The organism is Rhodococcus sp. 21391, from assembly GCF_016772255.1.
GTDB classification, from domain to species: domain Bacteria; phylum Actinomycetota; class Actinomycetes; order Mycobacteriales; family Mycobacteriaceae; genus Rhodococcus_F; species Rhodococcus_F opacus.
In genome coordinates this window covers 598,822-618,885 of sequence record NZ_CP063781.1, presented here as the reverse complement: position 1 = coordinate 618,885, position 20,064 = coordinate 598,822, and the positions used below count along the sequence as shown (strand labels likewise).

Genomic DNA, 20,064 nt, shown 5'->3' with positions numbered 1-20,064 from the left:
GGCCGTGGTTCGACCGAGGCACCGGAGGATGACAGTGAGTTCCGCTCCCAGCACAGTTCCGACCCGCGACCGAATCCGCGCCGACGTAGCCGACGTGCTCGACGTCCCGGTCGCCGAGATCGACGATTCCGCGAACCTCCTCGACGAGGGAATGGATTCCGTGCGCGTGATGGCGCTGGTCGAACGATGGCGGGCGGACGGCGTCCAGGTGGATCTCGTGGACCTGGTCGGTGAGCCGACACTCGACGCCTGGTTCGAGGTGACGGCAGCACGCTGAGCGGTCCCACCGCCTACTCTTGATCCGGCTGGTCGATCCCAGGGTCGGCACGGACACGGGAGGATGCGAGGGGACATGGCTCACGAAACCAGCGGTGCAGGCAGCATGAGCGTGCTCCGGACACCACGGTTCTGGATAGCTCCCCTGCTCCTCGTCTCCGTCGTCATGTCCCTGCTGGCCGCGCTGTACATGGGTGGAATGCTCAACCCCACCACACACCTCAACCACTTCCCCATCGCGCTCGTCAATCAGGACGAGGGCGACACCACGCCCAATTCCAACCCGCCGCAGCAGCAGAATTTCGGCGACCAGATCACCGCCGGGCTCGTCGAGGGTGTCGATCCGAACAAGGTCGAACTTCGGCAGATCGGGATCGCGCAGGCCCAGTCCGCGCTGGACAACGGGGAAATCTACGGTGCGATCGTCATACCGAGCGACTTCACGAAGCGCACGTTCATCCTCGCCCAGGCCGGCGTGATTCCCGGAGACGTCGAACGTCCGGTGATCACGATCTACACGAACCCCCGCGCGGGCACGATCAGTGCGAACCTCGTCCAGAACATCGGGGAGATGGCGTTGGACAAGGCCAATCAGACGATGGGCGAGCAGCTCACCACCCAGGTGACGCAGCAACTCCAGGCGACAGCCCCCGACCTCCAACTGTCGGGGGCCAGCCGGCTCGTGCTCGACGACCCCATCGACGTGCGGGTCGTGGCCCACAACCCGCTGCCCGACGGCACCGGTTTCGGCTTGGCGGCGTTCTACTACGCGCTCCTGATCGTCCTGGCCGGTTTCACCGGTGCGACCATCGCGAGCACCCTCGTCGACGGCATGCTCGGATTCACTCCGACCGAGGTGGGGCCGCTGTACCTCCACAACGAGGCGGTCCCGATCTCACGTTTCAACACCCTGCTCATCAAGTGGGCGGTGATGGTTGTGCTGGCGATGATCGTGTCGGGTCTGTACCTGTGGATCAGCTCGGCCCTCGGCCTGCCGATCACCGATCCGCTCGCCCTGTGGGAATACGGCGCCGTCGCGATCGCCGCGGTCGGGATCACGGCGATGTCCGTGATGGCCGCGTTCGGCAACCTGGGCCTGCTCATCAACCTGCTGGTCTTCGTCGTCCTGGCGCTGCCCTCGTCGGGCGGCACGATCCCGCTCGAGGCCGCGCCGCGCCTGTACACCTGGCTCGGCGAGTTCGAACCGATGCACCAGATCTACATCGGGGTGCGCGCCATAATGTTCTTCGGCGCAGCGGGCGACGCAGGGCTCATCCACGCCGTGTGGATGACCCTCGCCGGCCTTCTCATCGGCCTCGTCTTCGGTGCAGTCATCACCCGGTTCTACGACCGCAAGGGCTTGCATCGCCGCCACAAGGCGCAGACCGAACCCGAACCGGTGGACGCAGCAGGGGCGTGAGTCACGCGGGCGCGGACGACCAGGCCGTGCCGAACTGTTCGTACCAGGGATGCGGGGCGGGCACCGCCGCCAGGATCCGTTCGACGAACCGATCGGGGTCGCCGAGTTCGGCGAGTCCGACTCCGCGGCGCTCGTAGTCGGCGAATTTGTCGTGCAGTCCGGCGATCACCTTGTCGGTCACCGTCTGCTCGAACTCTTCGATGGTTGCCATCGGATGCCCCTCCTTCCGGCGAGAAGCGTCTGCGTTCAGTGTAGTGCCGACCTGCGGGTTTGCCCTCGTCCGGCGGCGGATTATCGACTGTCGGTGACGCAGAGCAGACTGGGCCCGTGAGAATGGTCCTGGTTCCCGACGCCGACGGTGGCGCGACGAGCGTTCGCACCGATCCCGCGGGCGTTCCGATCGAGTCGCCACGTCGTCACCCCGACGTCGTGGCCGCGGTCCGCGACATCGAGACCACCGAACACCCCCGCTGGGTCTGGACGAGTACCGCGGCCGTCTATCCGGCACTGCTGCGAGCCGGGGTGCGGGTGCGGCGCTGCCAGGACCTCGCGCTCACCCACGCCATCCTCAGCATGCGCGACGGTGTACCCGCGCCACCGCCGGACGAACCCGTCGACGAACGGCCCGGCCTGTTCGAGACCGCACCCACCACGGATCCGGCGCAGGTGGTGGCGGACTTCGCGGAACAGCGGAAGACGATCGGTGACGACGCCCGGCTCGACCTTCTGGTGGCCGCCGAGTCCGCGGGAGCGCTGGCCGCCGCGGAGATGAGCTTCGACGGGCTGCCGTTTTCCACCCGCACCCATCGCGCGTTCCTCGAGGCGGCGCTCGGTCCGCGGCCGGCCGGGTACGACCTGCCGCAGCGCATCCAGGACGTGACCGTGGAGATCGGGGCGGCGTTCGGCCGTCGCATCAACCCGGCGTCCCATGTGGAGGTCGTCGACGCGTTTCGCCGTGAGGGCATCGAACTCGCGTCGACCCGCAAACACCTGCTGCGGGAGGTCGATCACCCTGCCGTGCCGCTGCTCCTGCGCCACCGGGATCTGTCCAAGCTGTTCAGCACGAACGGCTGGCAGTGGCTGGACAGTTGGGTCCGCGACGACCGGTTCCGGCCCGTGTACGTTCCCGGCGGCGTGGTCTCGGGCCGCTGGGCGAGCCGCGGCGGCGGCGCACTGCAGATTCCGAAACCGCTGCGGTCGAGCGTGCTCGCCGACCCGGGTCACACGTTCGTCATCGCCGACGCCGGCCAACTCGAACCCCGCATCCTGGCCGCCATGTCGGGGGACGCCCGCATGGTTGCCGCCGCGGGCGCCGACGACCTGTACGCACCGGTCGCGGCGGAGACGTTCGACGGCGATCGAGGCAAGGCCAAGGTCGCGATCCTCGGCGTCCTGTACGGCGCCACCGCGGGCGAGGCCCGTTCCCTGCTCACCCTCCTGCGCACCCGCTTTCCCGTCGCCGTCGAATATGTGGAAAGGGCGGCCCGCGCCGGTGAATGCGGCGAGGTCGTGCACTCGTGGCTCGGCCGGGCGTGCCCGCCGCGGTCCCCCGACTTCTGGTCGCACGGCGACGCGCATTCCCGCGGCCGGTTCACACGAAACTTCGTGGTGCAGGCCACGGCATCCGAGTGGGCACTGTGCGTGCTCGCGGATCTGCGGCGCCGGCTGGCGGACGACCCGGACAGCGAACTCGTCTTCTTCCAGCACGACGAGGTGATGGTGCATACCCGGGATCCGGAGTCGGCGACGCGGCACGTTCTGGGCGCGGTCGAGGTAGCCACCCGGTTGCTGTTCGGCGAGACGCGGGTGCGGTTCCCGATGGATGTGGCGGTGCGGGACTGCTACGCCGAAACCTCCGACGAGGCCTGACGCGCGCGGATTTCCGGTGTCGCCGGTGCGCTCGACATGGTGTACTGGGACGCACTGCTGGCGGGGGCGGCGAAGGAGAACCCATGACGAAGCTGGATTCGACGGACTCGAGCACCAGCGGCGAGACGCCGCGTAGATTCCGCTGGCCTGCGTTCACCATCGTGGCCATCGCGATCATCGCGTTCTTCGCGGGCGGATTCGGGGGTTCCTTCCAGGGCAAGCTCACCGAGGTCCAGAAGAACGACAACGCCGCCTACCTGTCGAGTTCCGCCGAATCGACGATCGTCACCAACGAATCGTCCAAGTTCCTCACCGTCGAAACGATCCCCGGTTTCGTGCTGTTCCACAGCGACGCCCCGCTCACCGAGCAGGACAAGACCGCCATCGCCCAGGCACGTGACGCCATCGCGGCAGTCGACGGGGTCGACGCCGAAGGCATGTCCCAGACACAGTTCTCCCAAGACGGCACCACGGCATCGATCTTCGTTCCCCTCGTCGCGAAGGAGGACGGCACGGCGGTCGCCGGCGATGTGCTCGCCGCCACCGAGGAGAACGTCCTCACCGCCGCGAAGAACGCGGCCGCCGGGCTCGAGGTGCTCCCTGCCGGTCCCGGTGGTCTGCTGGTGGCGTTCATCGACGCGTTCGCCGGGCTCGACGGTGCACTGCTGGGCGCCGCCCTGCTCGTGGTGGTCCTGATCCTGCTGGTGGTCTACCGCTCCCCGGTGTTGTGGTTCTTCCCGCTCTTCTCGGCACTGCTCGCGCTCGGCCTGGCGTCGATGGTCATCTACTTCCTCGCCAAGGCCGAGGTGCTCACGCTCACCGGACAGAGTCAGGGCATCCTGTTCGTCCTCGTGATCGGTGCGGGCACCGACTATGCGCTACTCCTGATCTCCCGATATCGGGAAGAACTTCACTTCTATCCCAGCCGGTTCGACGCCATGGTCAAGGCGTGGAAGGAATCCGCCCCCGCCATCACGGCGTCGGCGGTCACCGTCATCCTCGGTCTGCTGTGCCTGACGTTCTCCGAACTGAACTCCAACAAGAGCCTCGGGCCGGTCGCCGCGATCGGCATTGCGTGCACGTACCTCGTGATGATGACGTTCCTGCCCGTCGCGCTGTCCGCGGCGGGACGGTGGGTGTTCTGGCCGCGGAAACCCAAGGTGGACGAGGCCGCCGACCTCACCACGCACGGTCTGTGGGGCAAGATCGCTGCCCAGGTCGGAAGCAAGGACCGCCCCCTCTGGATCGGTACGACGGTGCTTCTGGCCGTGCTGTTCCTGGTCGGCATCGGCAGTCTGAAGACGGACGGGCTGTCGTCGTCGGAGAACTTCACCAACCGCCCCGACGCCGTCGTCGGTCAGGAGTTGTACGACTCGAAATTCGATCCGGGCGCCGGCGCGCCCGCCGTCATCGTCACCAATGCCGATCAGACGGAGGCGGTCATCGCGGCCGTGAGCGGTGTGGACGGGGTGTCGACGGATCCCGGCGCGGTGTGCCCGCAGGTCGACGTCGAGCGACTGTCCGCACTCGTCAAGTCCAACCCGGCCGCGGTGGCTTCGGCGGCCGGGCAGGGGTGCGCACCCGACTTCCTCACGGCCGCACCGATCGACGGGCGCATGGTCGTCAACGCGACACTCGCCGACTCGTACGATTCCCCGGAAGCCCTCGAGACGGTGAAGCGACTGCGCGACGCGGCGCACGCCGTACCCGGTGCCGATGCGCTCGTCGGTGGCAGCACGGCAACCACTCTCGATGTGCAGACGGCGTCGGTGCACGACCGGAACCTGATCATCCCGATCGTTCTCGTCGTCATCTTCGTCGTGCTGGCCCTCCTGCTCCGCGCCCTGCTCACACCCATCATCCTCATCGCCACCGTGGTCCTGTCGTTCGCGGCCACCCTCGGGGTGTGCGGACTCTTCTTCACCCACGTCTTCCATTTCGCGAACGCAGATCCGGCGTTCCCGCTGTTCGCGTTCGTGTTCCTCGTGGCGCTCGGCATCGACTACAACATCTTCCTGATGACCCGGGTCCGCGAGGAAACCGAGGAACACGGCACCAAATCCGGTGTGCTGCGGGGACTGGCGGTGACCGGTGGCGTCATCACGTCGGCCGGTGTCGTACTCGCCGCGACGTTCGCGGTACTGGGCGTGCTGCCCCTGGTGTTCCTCGCCGAGGTCGGTTTCGCGGTCGCGTTCGGTGTACTGCTCGACACGATCATCGTGCGCAGCATCCTCGTCCCGGCGCTCTCTCACGACATCGGCAAGAAGATCTGGTGGCCGTCGGCGCTGGCGAAAGCCAAGGACTAATACGCTTCGTCCGTCCACAGGTGGAACAGCGCGTAGGCCCGCCACGGTCGCCACGACTCGGCGAGTTCCGCTGCCTGCCTGCCGGTCCTGACCTCCAGCGCACGTTTGAGGACGAGGTCGTCGGGTGTGAACGCGTCCGGGTCGGCCAGCACCCGCACCGTCAGATAGTCCGCCGTCCACGGGCCGATGCCGGGCAGTGCGAGCAGACCGGCCCGGAACTCGGCCGGGTCGGTGTCCGCGTCGAGGCGCAGACCGTCGGACGCGGCCTCGGCCAGCGCGAGCACCGTCCTGGCCCGGGCGCCGGTGAGACCGAGGGTGGAGCGCAACTGTTCGGGTGCGAGCGCCGCGAGCGTCTCCGGTTCGGGGAACGCGAAGAATCCGTCGTGGACGGGCCTGCCGTACGCGGACACGAGCCGGCTGCCGAACGTCCGGGCCGCCGCCAGCGAAACCTGTTGTCCGAGAACGGTCAGAACCGCCGTTTCGAACCCGTCCACGCTCCCCAGGCGCCGCAGACCCGGTCGTAGTGCCACCAGCGGAGCCAGTTGCGGGTGACGGCTCAACGCGGCGTCGATCGGCAGCGGATTCGCGTCGAGGTCGAGCCAGCGCCGGACCGCGGCGGTCAGCGCTTCGACGTCTCCCGGATCCGCCGGTGTCAGGTGCGCCTCGACGTACCCGCCGGCGGGACGTACGACGACGGACACCAGCGCGGGCCCGTGCGGACCGTTCACCACCCGGGTGTGGGTTCCGTCGGGGTCGTGTCGCTCGAGCCCGGACACGGTGTGGGCGCGGAGCGCGCCCCACAACGGCGCATGGGTGAACGGGCCCCGGTACGGCAGCTGCACTCTCATGCGTCCTCGAGTCCCGTCATCCGCAGCGTGATGTTCAGTCGGCCCGTTGTCAGTCCGCAGTCCGGATCGCTCGTGCCGGGAAACACTTTCGGCACTCCGTGATACGCGAACCGGGACTCACCACCGAACACGAAGAGGTCGCCCGACAGCAACTCGACATCGGTGTACGGCTTCGTGCGGGTGGCAGTGTTGCCGAAGCGGAACGTGCACGTGTCGCCGATGCTCAACGACACGACGGGCGCATCGGACCGCTCCTCCTTGTCCTGGTGCATGCCCATCTTCGCGGTGTCGTCGTAGAAGTTGATCAGCGCGGCATCGGGTGTGTACCCGTCGGCGGGCTGCCCGTACGCCTCACTCACCGCTCGCCGGCCGAGTTCGACCAGCCAGCCGGGCACCGGCGCGACACGGCCGCCGCCCGCGTCCTCGGCGGTGCGCGAATAGGAATACGGCTTCCAGTGCCAGCCGAGGCACACCGTCTGCACCGACATGCGATGCCCCGTCGGCAGTTGCGCGGCCCGCATCGGGACCGGTGCGGTGGCCCAGCGCCGGCATTCGGCCACCAGGTGGCGCTGCTCCTCCGGCGTGAGCCAGTCGGGGACGTGGACGGCGCCGGGCGCCACCACAGTTCGGGGCCGGGGTATCAACGCGGACATCACGGTCACTCGGCGTCGTGCAGGACCAGGCCGAGGGTCCGGCGGGTGCCGCGCCGAACGGTGCTGACACCGTGTCGTACCGGTCCCGTCGACCAACCGCGGGTCGAGCGTACGGGCCTGTCCCTGGTGGTGAATATCAGCGCATGCCCCTGCCGCAGCGTCGTCACCGTGCCCCGGGACTGGGCGCGGGGTCGCTGCTCGACGAGCATGAATTCCCCGCCCTCGTGGTCCACTCCCGGGCGGTCGAGGCCGATCACCACCTGCAACGGGAACACCAGGTCACCGTAGAGGTCGCGGTGCAGAGCGTTCCAGTCGTTCGCGCGGTAGCTGAGCAGGATGGGTGTCGCCCGTTTCTGGCCGGCGTCGTGGCACATGTCCAGCCATTCGTCGAGGGTGTCCGGCCACGGCGCGGGCTTCCTCAGCTTGGTCGCCCAGTCCCGTGCCACGGGAAGCAGTTTCGGGTAGAAGGCCGCACGGAGTTCGGCCACGACCTCCGGTAGCGGGTAGTCGAAGTACCGGTATTGTCCCGAGCCGAAACGGTGCCGGGCCATGTCGACGGTGGACCGGAAACGCTCGACCTCCTCGTACATGTCCGCGATCTGCCCGCACTCCTCGGCCGTCAGGATCTGCTCGGATTGCGCGCATCCCGCGGCGTCGGTCTCGCCGTGGAGACCCTGCCAATCGAGGTCGTTCACGCGTTGCGTCAAGGTAGTCATGCCGCTGCCTCCAATGTCAGCAGAATCGACTTGGCTTCCGGCCCACCCGCGTACTGGCCCATGCTGCCGTCGCTGCGGACCACCCGGTGGCAGGGAACCACGACGGGGAGCGGGTTGAGGGCGCAGGCGGTTCCGACCGCGCGCACTGCCTTCGGGCTGCCCGCGGCCGCCGCGACCGCGGCGTAACTCGCGGTGTGTCCGTAGTCGATCTCGGGAAGATGGTGAAGTACCTCGAGCCGAAATCCCTTGGACAGCCTGAAATCCAGCGGAACGTCGAAGCTCGTGCGCTCGCCGAGGAAGTACTCGTCGATCTCGTGGGCCACTCGGTCGAGCCGGGCCGGTGCGCGCAGGATCCGGGGGCTGATCTGCTCGGCGAGGGTCTGCAGCACGGCGTCGTGATCCTGGCTGGGGAAGGCGACCCGTACCAGCCCGCGATCGGTGGCGGCGAGGAGAAGCGAACCGACGGGGGTGTCGAGGGTCCGGTACGCGACGTCGAGGAGCCCTGCTTCGGCGGCGAGGGCGGCGAGCCGCTCGCGCAGATTCTGCTCGACCGCGGAGTCCGACGTGGACAGGGCGTAGACGATGTCGGGGATGTTCATGTGATGTCTCCACTCACAGAGATCGAGAGGGTCTTGCGTAGCGCCGCAATCCCGTCGGCGGCGGCCCGCCGCGACGCGTCCGAGGAGTTGCCCAGGATCACCGCGATCTCGGCGTACGGCAGCCCGGCCAGGTAGTGATACGCCACCGCCGCCCGCTGCTTCATCGGCAGGGCGCCGACCGCGTTCCACAACTCGAGATCGTGACCGCCGGGAAGTCCGCGATCGGTGGTCTGCTCGGGAAGCGCGTCGGTGGGGACGGGCCGCCGGTCGCGCGCACGGATGTGGTCGAGCGCTTTCCGGTGCGCGATCGTCACCAGCCACGCCTCGACGTTGCTCCCGGGACGCAAGTCGGGGTACGCCCGCATCGCGGCGATGAACGTCTCCGACCACGCGTCCTCGGCGTCCACCGGACCGACCACGGCCCGGCAGACCCGCAGCACCGTCGGTCCGTGCTCGACCACGATGTCTTCGAACGGCTTCAAGGTCATCGGCTCAGCCGGAGTCCCGCCCGTTCCGCTTCGCGTTCGAGCAGGAACCGTTTGCGCTCGAGCCCGCCCGCATACCCCGTCAGGTTGCCGTTGCTCCCGATGACGCGGTGGCACGGGACGATGATGCTGATCGGATTTCTGCCGTTCGCCGCCGCCACCGCGCGAATCGCGGTCGGGGTGCCGAGGGAGTCGGCCAGCTGACCGTACGTCCACGTCTCGCCGTACGGGATGGTGCGCAGGGCGTCCCACACCCGTTGCTGGAACGGGGTGCCTCGCGCGGCGAGCGGGACGGTGAACTCGGTGCGCCTGCCGTCGAAGTATTCGGTGAGCTGGGTGACGGCCTCGTCGAAACCTGTGGTGGCGCGTTCCCCGAACGCCGCGGGGTTCGGCTGGTGCCGGTGTTCGACCATGTAGATGCCGCGCAGCACCCCGTCGACGCTCACCAGCGTCAGGGGGCCGATCGGTGAATCGATGACTGTGTGTGCTGCTCGGTCGGCATTCACGGTGCCAATCCTTCCAGGTGTGCGGGCCTCTGAAAGGTAGACGTCTGCCACGACCGAAACGTGAGGTGCGGAAAGCATCAGGCAGGATGGGCCGATGGCTCTCGTACAACTCGGCCCCCGCGACCTGGTGCGTACCGTCACCGGGATCGCCCGGTGGTCGGCGGACACCGCTGAACTCGTCGTCTCCCTTCCCGGCCGGATCGGCACCCTCCTGGACCAGGTCGAAGTGCTGATTGCGCGCATCGAGGCGATCAGCGACGGCGCCGAGATCGCCGTGGCGCGGGCGAACGCGGTTGCGGAATCGGCGGCGACCGTCGTCTCCGCCGCCGACCACGCGTCCGCGTCGGCGCAAACTCTCATCGGTCTGTACGAGCCGCTGGCGACGAAGGCCGCCCCACTGGCGCAGCGGTTCGTCGACGACCTCACCGAGGAGGAGATTCACGCCGCGATCGGGTTGGTGGACCACCTGCCCGAGCTGACCCTGCGCATGGAGGGGCTGATGCCGATCCTGGCGACCCTGGACACCGTGTCGCCGGAGATCCACCAACTCCTCGAGGAGGTCCAGGGCGTGCGTCAGGCGATCCAGGGCGTCCCCGGTTTCAAGTTCTTCCGCAAGCGTGGCGAGGCCCAGGAGGACGACGACTACGCGCGGTAGCCGTCCGTTCCGGCGCGTCCGACGACGATCTTCGGGACCACCGCGCGCGACGACAGCCGCAGCAGGGCGTCGACGAGTTCGACGATATCGTTGACCTCGATCATCGCCTCGGGCGGGATCGTGTCGTGGATCCACGCGGACATGTCGGTGTCGACGTACGCCGGGGCGAGCGCGGTCGCCGAGACTCCGTTGCCCGACTCCTCCACGTTCAGCGTCTCCGTCAGGGAGATCAGCGCGGCCTTGGTCGCCCCGTAGACGGCGAGCCCTGCCTCGGCGTACACGCCGGTGATCGATGCCAGGGCCACGACCTTGGACCCGCGTCCCGGGTTCTCCGCCGCACCGGTCCGCAGCAGCGGCAGCGACTGCTGCAGCAGGCTGAACGGCGCCCGCAGGTTGACTCCGAGGCTCTTGTCGAATCGGCGCATGGGGAACTCGCCGATGGGGCCCGCGGTTCCGACCCCGGCATTGAGTACCAGCGCGTTGAGCGACCCGAACGCGTCGGCGTGCGCCTCGACGACGTGTCCCGCGGATGCCTCGTCGGCGAGGTCACCCGCGACCACGACGACGTCCTTCGCGCCCGCGGTCCGCAGGTCGGCGGCCACGGACTCGAGCCGATCACGATCACGGGCGGTGATCGTCAGCCCGTACCCCTGTGCGGCGAGACGGGTGGCGATGCCGAGTCCGATGCCACGCGAGGCGCCGGTGATCAGTGCGGTGCGACTCATACGGTCTGTCCTTTCAGGGCGCGCAGGCCGGCCGCGACGAATTCGGGCACCGCGTCGCCTGCCTTGTCGAAACCTTCTCCGACGGTGGCACCGACACGGTAGCGGTGGTTGATGCCCTCGGCGATGACGGCGAGTTTGAAGTTCGCGAGCGCCAGGTAGAAGTTCCAGTGGACCAGTTCGCGCCCCGACGCCACGGTGTAGCGCTGCGCGAGATCGTCGGCCGACGGCAGTCGCGTGCTCGTCCAGGCCGCCGGTTCGCCGAGCACCAGGTCGAGAGCCGGATGCCGGTAGACGCACATCAGGGCGACGTCGGTGAGCGGGTCGCCGAGGGTCGACAGTTCCCAGTCGACGACCGCCGCAACGGTGCTCACGTCGCCGGCCGCGAGGATGGTGTTGTCGATGCGGTAGTCGCCGTGCACGATCGACGATTCCGACTGCTGCGGAATCGATTCGACCAGCGCGGCATGCAGGCGGTCGACGTCCGCGGAGTCCGTCGTCTTCACTCGCCCCCACTGGCTCGCCCACAACGTGACCTGCCGGGCCACGTACCCGTCCGGGCGGCCGAGCTCGCCCAGACCGACGGCGTCGTAGTCGACGTTGTGCAAAGCGCCGAGCACGCGGACCAGTTCGTCGGTGCACGAGTCGATGTCGTCGTCGGACAGCGCCTCGAGATCCGACTTGGTCCGGATCACCTGGCCCGTCACGTGTTCCACCAGGGTGAACGGCGCGCCCATCACACTGTCGTCCTCGCACAACGCGACGGTGGCGGCCACCGGGACGTCGGTGCCCTGCAGCGCCGAGGTGATGCGGAATTCGCGGGCCACGTCGTGCGCCGACGGTGTGAGCCCCGCGGTGGGCGGCCTTCGCAGCACCCACCGCGAGGAGTCGTCGCAGATGGCGTACGTGAGGTTGGACTTGCCGCCCGAGATCAGGTCGGCCCGCAACTCACCGGCGAGAGGAACGTCCGACTCGGACAGGAACTTCCGCAGCGCAACGAGATCGAGTCCCCGATGTTCGGTCATGCGCCCGCCTCCCGCGCGGCCTTCTTCGCGGCACCGACGACACGCTTGGCGATGGCCCAGCGGTGCACCTCGGACGGTCCGTCGTAGACACGGAACGGTCGCACCTCGCGGGACAGCCGGGCGAGGGGCAGGTCACCGGACACGCCGAGACCGCCGCACATCTGGATGGAGCGGTCGACGATGCGGAAGATGGCCTCGGAGGCGTAGGTCTTGGCGATGGACGTGGAGTTGCTCGCGTGGCCGCCCTGATCGAGTTCCCAGCACGCCCGCGTCAACAGTGCGCGGGTGGCGGCGATGTCGATCTCGTTGTCCGCGATCATCTTCTGGACCATGCCGAGATCGCCCAGCTTGCCTCCGAAACCCTCACGCTGCGCGACGTGTGCCACGGCGACGTCGTGGCCGCGCCGAGCCGCACCGAGCCACCGCATGACGTGCGTCATCCGGGCGGGCCCGAGCCGGACCTGGGCGTAGGCGAATCCCTGGTCCACCTCGCCGAGAACCCCGCTGTCGGGGACGAACAGGTCCTCGAAGAACACCTCGCAGTGCCCACCGATCATCGCCCGGTCCAGGGTGTCGATGTGACGACCCACCCTCAGCCCCTCGGCGTCGGCCGGCGTGAGGAACATCGTCGCACCACCGCGGTCGCCGGGCACGCCGGACGTGCGCGCGAAGATGATGAAGAATCCCGCGCCGTCGGCTCCGGTGATGAAGTACTTGTGGCCGTTGATCTTCCACCCGCCCGGCACCTTCTCGGCGCGCGTGGTCAGCGCCGAGGGGTCGGATCCGGCTCCGGGCGACGGCTCGGTCATGGCGAACGCCGACCGCATGTCGCCGTGCGCCAGCGGGGCGAGGAACCGCTCCTTCTGCTCCGGGCTGGCGATGTGCGCGAGCATGTGGACGTTGCCCTCGTCGGGGGCCCCGATGTTCAGGGCTGTCGGGCCGAACAGCGAGTAGCCCGCAGCCTCGAAGACGGGCGCGCGATCGGTCATGTTCAGGCCGTGTCCGCCGTACTCGACGGGTGCGTGCGGGGCGAAGACTCCGGCGTCCTTGGCTGCCTTCTGCAGCTCCACGCGCAGGGTGTCGCCACCGGCCGCTGTGATGTCGCCGCCGTGCTCGTCCTCGATGGGCAGCACGACTTCGCGGGTGAACGCCTCGGTCTTCTCGACGAGCGCGGTCACCTCGGGTGCGTAGGACAGATCGATCGCCACAACTACCTCCAGTCAATACGGCGACTCCAGTACCGACCGATCACTCGCTCGGTCGAAGTCGTCCCCGACAATTCCACACCTTCGAAAGCCGGTCAAGACTCAGTCGGACGCGCCGACCGTGCTCCTCGCGATCGCCAGGTACCGCTCGACCAGTTCGTCGGGCGACAGCGGCCCGTCCTCCCGGTACCAGGTGGACACCGCGACGCACATCGTGACGACGGCACGGCTCGCGTCCTCCGGGAACGGCGTCCGGAACAACCCCGCCGCCACCCCCTCTCGGACGATGTCGTCCAGCATCTCCTGCTGCTCGTCGCGCAGCGCGATGTACGCCTTCCGGCTCTCCGGTTCCATGCTCCGCGTCTCCCGGGACGCGACGAAGGCCTGTTCACGCCGGTACATGTGGAACCGCAGGAGCGACTCGATGACTGCGTCGAACCGCTCGCCCGGTGTCGGGCCCGCCTCGGCCACCGCCGCGTGGCTGCGATCGAGGAGTTCGCGCATCACCGCGTTGGTCAGCCCCACCAGCAGCGCCTGCTTGGAGGGGTAATGGTGATAGAGACCGGGGACCGACAGACCGGCGCGTGACGCGATCTCACGGATCGACGCCCCGTCGTACCCCTTCTCGACGAACGCCGCCAGCGCCGCGGCCAGAACCTTGGACAAGCCCTGGTCGGTGTACTCACGCCAGGAACTGCCGCGCTGGGTGCCCTCTACCGTCATGGGTCCTACGGTAGAACAGATACCCGCCGCTCCCCTGCTGTGGTCGCGGGAGTTGACTAGAGTCGAACGAGGTCGCCCAGATCGACAGCCTTCTCCGACAGAGAGCCAGGGACCACCTGATGATCCACGTCCGTCACTCCGCGATCGCAGCCGTCCCCATCCACGTGGCGTTCGCGTACATCGACGATTACCGGACGGTCCCCGACTGGATGTTCGGGGTCTCGGAGTTCCGTCCGATCGGGGAATTCGACCAGGGGATGGAGTCGACTTTCGACGCCGCGATCCACATCGGCCCCAGCACCCTGCGGTCGCGGCTCGAGGTCACCGAGTGGGAGCAGGACCGGGTCATCACCCTGGCGTCGCTCGACGGCGCCGCCAACTCCTCGACCTGGGAGTTCACCGCTCACGGTGAGGACAAGACCGAGATCAGCGTGGACTTCGCGTACAAGCTCCCCGGCGGTCTCGCCGGCAAGGCACTCGGTCTCATCGTCGAACCGTTCGTCGAAACGGCCGTGAAGAACACCGAGGTGACCTTGCGGCACAACCTCGAGGAGCTGTACGCGAAGCGCAACCGCTAGCGTCCGGGCAGGAAAGCCAGCCGTCCGACTGTCGTCCCCTCACCGAGCCGTGCGATGCCGTCCGCGACGTCGGTGAGCCCGAGCCGCTCGCTGATCATCGGCTTGATCTCGCCGGCCGCGGCCATCCTCGTCAGCTCTTCGTGACACTCCCGGATCGCAGCGGGGTTGTAGGCGTTGTACAACCCCCAGTGGAGCCCGATGATCGAGTAGTTCTTGATCAGCGCGTGGTTCAGCCCGGGCGACGGGATGGTGCCGCTCGCGAACCCGATCACGATGATGCGACCCTCGAACGCGATGCACTTGGTCGACTTCGTGTAGGAGTCGCCACCCACCGGATCGAACACGACGTCGGCACCGCGGCCGTCCGTGAAGTCCTTCACGGCCTGCACGAAGTCCTCGCTGTGCCGGTCGATCACGAGGTCGGCACCGAGTTCCCGCGTGTAGGCCGCCTTCTCGGGACCGCCGACGACGCCGATCACCTTCGCACCCGCCGCCTTACCCAGTTGCACGGCCGCGCTGCCCACACCACCTGCCGCAGCCTGCACGAGCAGGGTTTCACCGGGCTGGATCTGCGTCCTGCGGTGCAGCGCAAACCATCCCGTCTGGTACCCGATCGACAGTGCCGACGCCTCGGCGTCGTCGAGGGCCTCCGGAGCGGGGAACGCGGTGGCCGAGGACATGACGGCCAGCTCGGCGAACCCGCCGTTCGGAAGACTCGGCATGCCGATCACCCGGTCACCGACGGAGAACTCGGTGACACCCTCGCCCAGCCCCACCACCTCGCCGCACAGCTCCACACCGGGAGTGAACGGAAGCGGCGGCTTGATCTGGTACTCGCCGCGGCACAACAGGACATCCGGGAAGTTGGCGGCGGCCGAAAGCACCTTGACCAGCAACTCCCCGGGCTTCGGTTCGAGGTCGGGAACGTCCTCGAACGTCAGAACGTCCCTCGGCTGCCCCAATTCGTGTACACGCCACGCCTTCATCGATCAGTCCTTCGGTCCACCGGCGACGTAGACGACCTGCCCCGAGACGAATCCGGCGCCCTCGCTGACGAAGAACGACGCGGTGTGCGCGATGTCCTCGGGCTGCCCGACGCGGTTCACCGGGATCTGCGACGCCGCCGCCTTCTTGAAATCCTCGAAGCCGACACCCACCCGCTCGGCGGTGGCGGCGGTCATCTCTGTCTCGATGAACCCGGGCGCAATCGCGTTCGCGGTGACACCGAACTTGCCGAGCTCGAATGCCAGCGTCTTGGTGAAACCCTGCATGCCCGCCTTGGCGGCGGAGTAGTTGACCTGCCCGCGATTACCGAGCGCAGAGGTGCTCGACAGGTTCACGATTCGCCCGAACCCGGCGTCCACCATGTACTTCTGCACGGCCCGCGACATCAGGAACGCACCGCGCAGGTGCACGTTCATGACCGCGTCCCAGTCGTCGACGGTCATCTTGAACAACAGGTTGTCGCGGGTGATCCCGGCGTTGTTGATCAGGATCGTCGGGGCACCGAGTTCGGCCGCCACTCGCTCGACCGCCGCGGCGACCGAGGCCTCGTCGGCGACGTTCGCGCCCACGGCCAGCGCTTCGCCCCCGGCGGACGTGATCGCGTCGACGGTGCCGGCACACGCGGACTCGTCGAGGTCGAGGACGGCGACCGCGTAGCCGTCGTCGGCCAGCCGCTTCGCGACGGCGGCGCCGATCCCCCGGGCCGATCCGGTGACGATGGCGGTTCTACGTTCCTGGCTCACTTGTTTCCTCCATGCTGGTTGTTCTCGGTCTTCGTACGGTATTTGCGGAGTTCTCTTCTCGCGATGGACATCTTGTGGACCTCGTCCGGTCCGTCCGCGAGACGCAATGTCCTCAGATGGGCGTACATCATGGCAAGGGGGAAGTCGTCGGTGACACCGGCCCCACCGTGCACCTGAATCGCCCGATCCACAATCTTCAACGCAATATTCGGAGCCGCCACCTTGATCGCCGCGATCTCCGTCCGCGCCTCCTTGTTCCCCACCGTATCCATCAGATACGCCGCCTTCAGCGTCAACAACCGGATCATCTCGATCTCGATCCGCGCCTCCGCAATCCAATCCTGAATATTCGCATTCTCACTGACCGGCTTCCCGAACGTCACCCGCGACGACGCCCGACGACACATCAACTCCAACGCCCGCTCCGCCATCCCGATCGCCCGCATGCAATGGTGAATCCGACCCGGACCCAACCGCGCCTGCGAAATCGCGAAACCCTCCCCCTCGCCCTTCAACACATCCTTGACCGGAACCCGAACATCCGCGAAGTCGATCTCCGCATGCCCCTCACGATCCTGATACCCGAACACCGGCAACCCCCGCATCACCGTCACCCCCGGCGCATCGATCGGCACCACCATCATCGACTGCTGCCGATGCGGCGCCGCCGACGGATCCGTCTTCCCCATCACGATCAACACCCGGCAATTCCGATGCAACGCATTCGACGCGAACCACTTCCGGCCGTTCAGCACATACTCGTCACCGTCCCGGACCATCGACAACTCCACATTCGTCACATCCGAACTCGCCACCGCCGGCTCCGTCATCGCGAACGCCGACGCCATCGTCCCCTCCAGCAACGGCATCAGATACTTCTCCTTGTGCTCGGCCGTACCGAACAACTCGAGCACCTCCATATTGCCCGTATCCGGCGCATTACAATTACACGCCTCCGACGCAATATGACTGCGCCCCATGATCTCCGCCAACGGCGCATACTCGAGATTCGTCAACCCCGCACCCGTCCCCGGATGCGGATGAAACAGATTCCACAACCCCCGACGCCGCGCCTCAACCTTCAACTCCTCCAACACCGGCGGCTGGAAATGCGGATCCCCCGACTCCCGCATCTGCTCCTCATACACCGCCTCCGCCGGATACACATGCGAATCCATGAACTCCAGCAGATCGATCTGGTATTGCCGGGCGCGATCGGATAAGTCGAACAGCGACATGCGGACTCCTCGTGCGGTCGGGTCAGGACGACTGGGCGAGGAGCGAGGCCTGGTAGCGGCGCATTCCCCGGATCCATCGGTCGTAGTCGGCGCCCTTGTGCCGGTACATCTCCAGCACTTCGGGGTGCGGAAGGATCAGGAACTGTTCGGCTTCCATTGCGGCGAGCACGCATTCGGCCACCTCGGATGGTTCGAGCACCGAACCCGCGGTGGTGACGGCGCGTGCGGCCGTGGCCGACAGGGCGGCGTCGTCGGTGAGCAGCTTGGTGTTGACGCCCATCGGGCACAGGCAGCTGACGCGGACGCCCTTGTCGCCGTACGTGACGGACAGCCATTCGGCGAATCCGACTGCGGCATGTTTGGTCACCGAGTAGGGGGCGGACCCGATCTGGGTGAGCAGCCCAGCGGCGGAGGCCGTGCTGACGAAGTACCCCTCGCCGCGCTCGATCCAGCCAGGGACCAGGCGGCGTGCCGCGCGGATATGCGCACGGACATTCACGTCGAGGGCGAGGTCCCACACCGTATCGTCGGGTTCGAGGCCCTCCCCGGCCGCGACACCCGCATTGGCGAAGTAGAGGTCGACGGGGCCGAACGCCTCCTCCGCGGCGTCGATGACCGACGCGATCTGTGCGTCCTCGGACGCGTCGGCACCGCGGGCGATCGAGGCCCCCGGACGTGTCGCGTTGATCCGGTCCGACACCGCCTTGGCCGATACGGCATCGAGATCGGTGACGACGACCCGGGCGCCCTCGGCGGCGAGCCGCTCCGCGAGTGCACCGCCGATTCCACCTCCGCCACCGGTGACGATGGCGACCTTCTGCGCAACCTGCACGAGATTCCTCCCTCGAAGGGACACGGACGTGCCCCAGTCTTCCACAGAAAACACCTGAACCCGGTGTCGGATTCAGTTTCGTCGACCTGGGTGTCCCACGCGCTGACGCCGTCGGAGAGAGCTCAGCTCCGCTCGGGGAACCTCAGTCCATTTGCCCAGATGCGCGTCGTAGTGAACACGACGTCGTCAAAGTCGACGGGAGTGCCGTCGGTCCCGTTCACGCTGGCCACGAACACGTTGTACGCCAACCGGCTGACCATCCCCGATAGCGCCCGCGACGCCAGCATCGGGTCGAGTTCTTTGTCGGCGATGCCCCGCGCCTGCAGTTCCGCGATGCCCCGCGCGTTGCGCGCGATGAACGCGTCGGCCCGCTGACGCCGCAGGTCCGCGAACGCCGGGTCGATGTGCGCGACCTGTTCGAGCAGCCCCATCAGCTTGGCGTTACGCCGATAGGCCTCCAGGTAGGCGCGGTTACTCGCCTCCAGAACGGCGTACGGGTCGTCGGTGTCCTGCACCCGTTTCATCCCCGGGTGCATCATGTCTTCCTGCGCCACCTCGAGCACGGCGGCGAACACCTGTTCCTTGTTGTCGAAGTACGTGTAGAACGACCCCGTCGAGCAGTTGGCTTCCTTCGTGATGTCGGTGAGCCTGGCATCGAGGTACCCGGACCGCTCGAATACCGTCCGCGCGGCCGCCACCAACGCCGCGCGAGTGCGTGCTCCACGCGGGGTCGCCGGAGGCTCCCGCAACAGATCGGTGGCCGCCATCGACGGGGCGGGCTTGTCGTCCCACTCTTCATGGACGGTGCGCGTGGTCATTTCCTACTTATACGCCAGCACGGCAGCCCCGCCCAACCCGACGCTCAGGTGATGGTGATGCCGCCGTCCACCGCGATCGTCTGGCCGGTGACGTACGCGGCGGCGTCCGACGCGAGCCACACCACGGTCGCGGCCAGCTCCTCCGGATCGCCGAGGCGACCGAGAACCAGCCGCGATTTCATCGATTCGAGGTACCCGTCCTGGTACTGATCCGTCATCTCCGTCTCGAAGAACCCGGGAGCGATCGCATTCACTCGAATGCCCTTGCGGGCACCCCACTGCTGCGCCAGGTCGCGGGTGAGACCGATGACCCCGGCCTTGCTCGCGGCGTACGCGGCCTGCGGAAGTCCCGCGGTGGTGAGACCCAGCACGCTCGCGATGTTCACGATCGCGCTGCCCGGCTTCATGACCTTGCCCGCCGCCTGCGCCGCCCAGTAGGAACCGTTCAGGTTGATGTCGACGACCTGCCGGAACTGCTCCGGCGTCTCCCGCGTCGCGGGGACAGCCGTACCGACGCCGGCGTTGTTGACGAGCACGTCCACGCGGCCGAACTTCTCCATGGCCGCGTCGATCATGTTCTGCGCCTGAGCCGGGTCGGCGATGTCCGTCGCAACGCACAGCGCCTGACGTCCCGCGGCCCGCACCAGCTCGGCGGTCTTCTCGAGACGGTCGGTGCGGCGTGCTGCCAGCACCACGTCGGCGCCGGCCTCCGCCGCGGCCTGCGCGAACGCCACCCCGAGGCCCGACGACGCACCGGTCACGACGACCACCCGATCGGTCAAGCTGAACTTGTCGAGAACGGACATATGAAGCGACTCCTTTGTCGTCGGGCTACGGGGTAC

The 20,064-nt window shown here is 67.7% G+C and carries 23 protein-coding genes; 6 read left to right on the top strand and 17 right to left on the bottom strand.

The window, feature by feature from the left end:
- Positions 1-28 precede the first annotated feature (28 nt).
- Together GO592_RS02905 and GO592_RS02900 are read left to right on the top strand one after the other, a co-directional pair.
- The gene (locus GO592_RS02905; RefSeq protein ID WP_037230874.1) at positions 29-277 is read left to right on the top strand and encodes a phosphopantetheine-binding protein; all 249 of its coding nucleotides are present in this window, start codon (positions 29-31) and stop codon (positions 275-277) included.
- 75 nt (positions 278-352) lie between these two features.
- Positions 353-1,696, top strand: coding sequence for a YhgE/Pip domain-containing protein (locus GO592_RS02900; protein WP_007296535.1), 1,344 nt, complete (start codon positions 353-355; stop codon positions 1,694-1,696).
- Between the two features lies 1 nt (position 1,697).
- Here GO592_RS02900 and GO592_RS02895 read toward each other — a convergent pair whose 3' ends face one another.
- Positions 1,698-1,907, bottom strand: a complete 210-nt coding sequence (locus GO592_RS02895; protein WP_005251476.1) for a hypothetical protein — start codon at positions 1,905-1,907, stop codon at positions 1,698-1,700.
- A gap of 122 nt (positions 1,908-2,029) precedes the next feature.
- Here GO592_RS02895 and GO592_RS02890 point away from each other — a divergent pair, with 122 nt between their 5' ends.
- Positions 2,030-3,565, top strand: coding sequence for a bifunctional 3'-5' exonuclease/DNA polymerase (locus tag GO592_RS02890; protein ID WP_007296536.1), 1,536 nt, complete (start codon positions 2,030-2,032; stop codon positions 3,563-3,565).
- A gap of 83 nt (positions 3,566-3,648) precedes the next feature.
- Positions 3,649-5,871: an MMPL family transporter gene (locus GO592_RS02885; RefSeq protein ID WP_007296537.1), complete on the top strand. Its 2,223-nt coding sequence runs from the start codon at positions 3,649-3,651 to the stop codon at positions 5,869-5,871.
- On the opposite strand, the gene GO592_RS02880 is transcribed toward GO592_RS02885, so the two are convergent.
- From GO592_RS02880 to GO592_RS02855, 6 genes are read right to left on the bottom strand one after another with little or no spacing between them, the layout of a single operon-like run.
- Positions 5,868-6,719, bottom strand: coding sequence for a DNA-3-methyladenine glycosylase family protein (locus tag GO592_RS02880; protein WP_039950806.1), 852 nt, complete (start codon positions 6,717-6,719; stop codon positions 5,868-5,870). The genes GO592_RS02885 and GO592_RS02880 overlap by 4 nt on opposite strands.
- Positions 6,716-7,372, bottom strand: a complete 657-nt coding sequence (locus GO592_RS02875; RefSeq protein ID WP_039950822.1) for an alpha-ketoglutarate-dependent dioxygenase AlkB family protein — start codon at positions 7,370-7,372, stop codon at positions 6,716-6,718. Before GO592_RS02875 ends, GO592_RS02880 begins: the two co-directional genes overlap by 4 nt.
- A 5-nt stretch (positions 7,373-7,377) precedes the next feature.
- The gene (locus GO592_RS02870; RefSeq protein ID WP_007296540.1) at positions 7,378-8,088 is read right to left on the bottom strand and encodes a 2OG-Fe(II) oxygenase; all 711 of its coding nucleotides are present in this window, start codon (positions 8,086-8,088) and stop codon (positions 7,378-7,380) included.
- Positions 8,085-8,687, bottom strand: coding sequence for a methylated-DNA--[protein]-cysteine S-methyltransferase (locus GO592_RS02865; RefSeq protein ID WP_005261350.1), 603 nt, complete (start codon positions 8,685-8,687; stop codon positions 8,085-8,087). The genes GO592_RS02870 and GO592_RS02865 overlap by 4 nt, the downstream gene beginning before the upstream one ends.
- A complete protein-coding gene (locus GO592_RS02860; RefSeq protein ID WP_007296541.1) occupies positions 8,684-9,175 on the bottom strand; it encodes an RNA polymerase sigma factor in 492 nt (163 codons plus the stop codon). The genes GO592_RS02865 and GO592_RS02860 overlap by 4 nt, the downstream gene beginning before the upstream one ends.
- Positions 9,172-9,678, bottom strand: coding sequence for a methylated-DNA--[protein]-cysteine S-methyltransferase (locus tag GO592_RS02855; protein ID WP_007296542.1), 507 nt, complete (start codon positions 9,676-9,678; stop codon positions 9,172-9,174). The genes GO592_RS02860 and GO592_RS02855 overlap by 4 nt, the downstream gene beginning before the upstream one ends.
- Positions 9,679-9,772: 94 nt before the next feature.
- Here GO592_RS02855 and GO592_RS02850 point away from each other — a divergent pair, with 94 nt between their 5' ends.
- Positions 9,773-10,333, top strand: a complete 561-nt coding sequence (locus GO592_RS02850) for a hypothetical protein (RefSeq protein ID WP_005261347.1) — start codon at positions 9,773-9,775, stop codon at positions 10,331-10,333.
- Here GO592_RS02850 and GO592_RS02845 read toward each other — a convergent pair.
- The 4 genes from GO592_RS02845 to GO592_RS02830 form a co-directional block, all read right to left on the bottom strand.
- Positions 10,321-11,058: an SDR family NAD(P)-dependent oxidoreductase gene (locus GO592_RS02845; protein ID WP_007296543.1), complete on the bottom strand. Its 738-nt coding sequence runs from the start codon at positions 11,056-11,058 to the stop codon at positions 10,321-10,323. The genes GO592_RS02850 and GO592_RS02845 overlap by 13 nt on opposite strands.
- Complete coding sequence (locus GO592_RS02840; protein ID WP_007296544.1) at positions 11,055-12,080, bottom strand: phosphotransferase family protein; 1,026 nt, start codon at positions 12,078-12,080, stop codon at positions 11,055-11,057. The genes GO592_RS02845 and GO592_RS02840 overlap by 4 nt, the downstream gene beginning before the upstream one ends.
- Positions 12,077-13,288 carry an acyl-CoA dehydrogenase family protein gene (locus GO592_RS02835; protein WP_005261344.1) on the bottom strand — a complete coding sequence of 404 codons (1,212 nt, stop codon included), beginning with the start codon at positions 13,286-13,288 and terminating at the stop codon, positions 12,077-12,079. The genes GO592_RS02840 and GO592_RS02835 overlap by 4 nt, the downstream gene beginning before the upstream one ends.
- A 99-nt stretch (positions 13,289-13,387) precedes the next feature.
- On the bottom strand, positions 13,388-14,008 hold the full coding sequence (locus GO592_RS02830; RefSeq protein WP_007296545.1) for a TetR/AcrR family transcriptional regulator: 621 nt from the start codon (positions 14,006-14,008) through the stop codon (positions 13,388-13,390).
- A gap of 119 nt (positions 14,009-14,127) precedes the next feature.
- Here GO592_RS02830 and GO592_RS02825 point away from each other — a divergent pair, with 119 nt between their 5' ends.
- On the top strand, positions 14,128-14,586 hold the full coding sequence (locus tag GO592_RS02825; RefSeq protein ID WP_007296546.1) for an SRPBCC family protein: 459 nt from the start codon (positions 14,128-14,130) through the stop codon (positions 14,584-14,586).
- Here GO592_RS02825 and GO592_RS02820 read toward each other — a convergent pair.
- The 6 genes from GO592_RS02820 to GO592_RS02795 form a co-directional block, all read right to left on the bottom strand.
- Complete coding sequence (locus GO592_RS02820) at positions 14,583-15,572, bottom strand: NADPH:quinone oxidoreductase family protein (RefSeq protein WP_007296547.1); 990 nt, start codon at positions 15,570-15,572, stop codon at positions 14,583-14,585. The two genes, GO592_RS02825 and GO592_RS02820, sit on opposite strands and share 4 nt — an antisense overlap.
- A 3-nt stretch (positions 15,573-15,575) precedes the next feature.
- Complete coding sequence (gene fabG / locus GO592_RS02815) at positions 15,576-16,334, bottom strand: 3-oxoacyl-ACP reductase FabG (RefSeq protein WP_007296548.1); 759 nt, start codon at positions 16,332-16,334, stop codon at positions 15,576-15,578.
- A complete protein-coding gene (locus GO592_RS02810) occupies positions 16,331-17,572 on the bottom strand; it encodes an acyl-CoA dehydrogenase family protein (RefSeq protein ID WP_202715097.1) in 1,242 nt (413 codons plus the stop codon). Before GO592_RS02810 ends, fabG begins: the two co-directional genes overlap by 4 nt.
- 22 nt (positions 17,573-17,594) lie before the next feature.
- The gene (locus GO592_RS02805) at positions 17,595-18,404 is read right to left on the bottom strand and encodes an SDR family oxidoreductase (protein ID WP_172651562.1); all 810 of its coding nucleotides are present in this window, start codon (positions 18,402-18,404) and stop codon (positions 17,595-17,597) included.
- Positions 18,405-18,526: 122 nt separating this feature from the next.
- Entirely contained in the window at positions 18,527-19,222 is a 696-nt protein-coding gene (locus tag GO592_RS02800; protein WP_005264085.1) for a TetR/AcrR family transcriptional regulator, read from the bottom strand.
- A gap of 44 nt (positions 19,223-19,266) precedes the next feature.
- Positions 19,267-20,028 (bottom strand): SDR family NAD(P)-dependent oxidoreductase, encoded by a 762-nt coding sequence (locus GO592_RS02795; RefSeq protein ID WP_005251443.1) that lies wholly within the window; start codon positions 20,026-20,028, stop codon positions 19,267-19,269.
- Positions 20,029-20,064 lie beyond the last annotated feature (36 nt).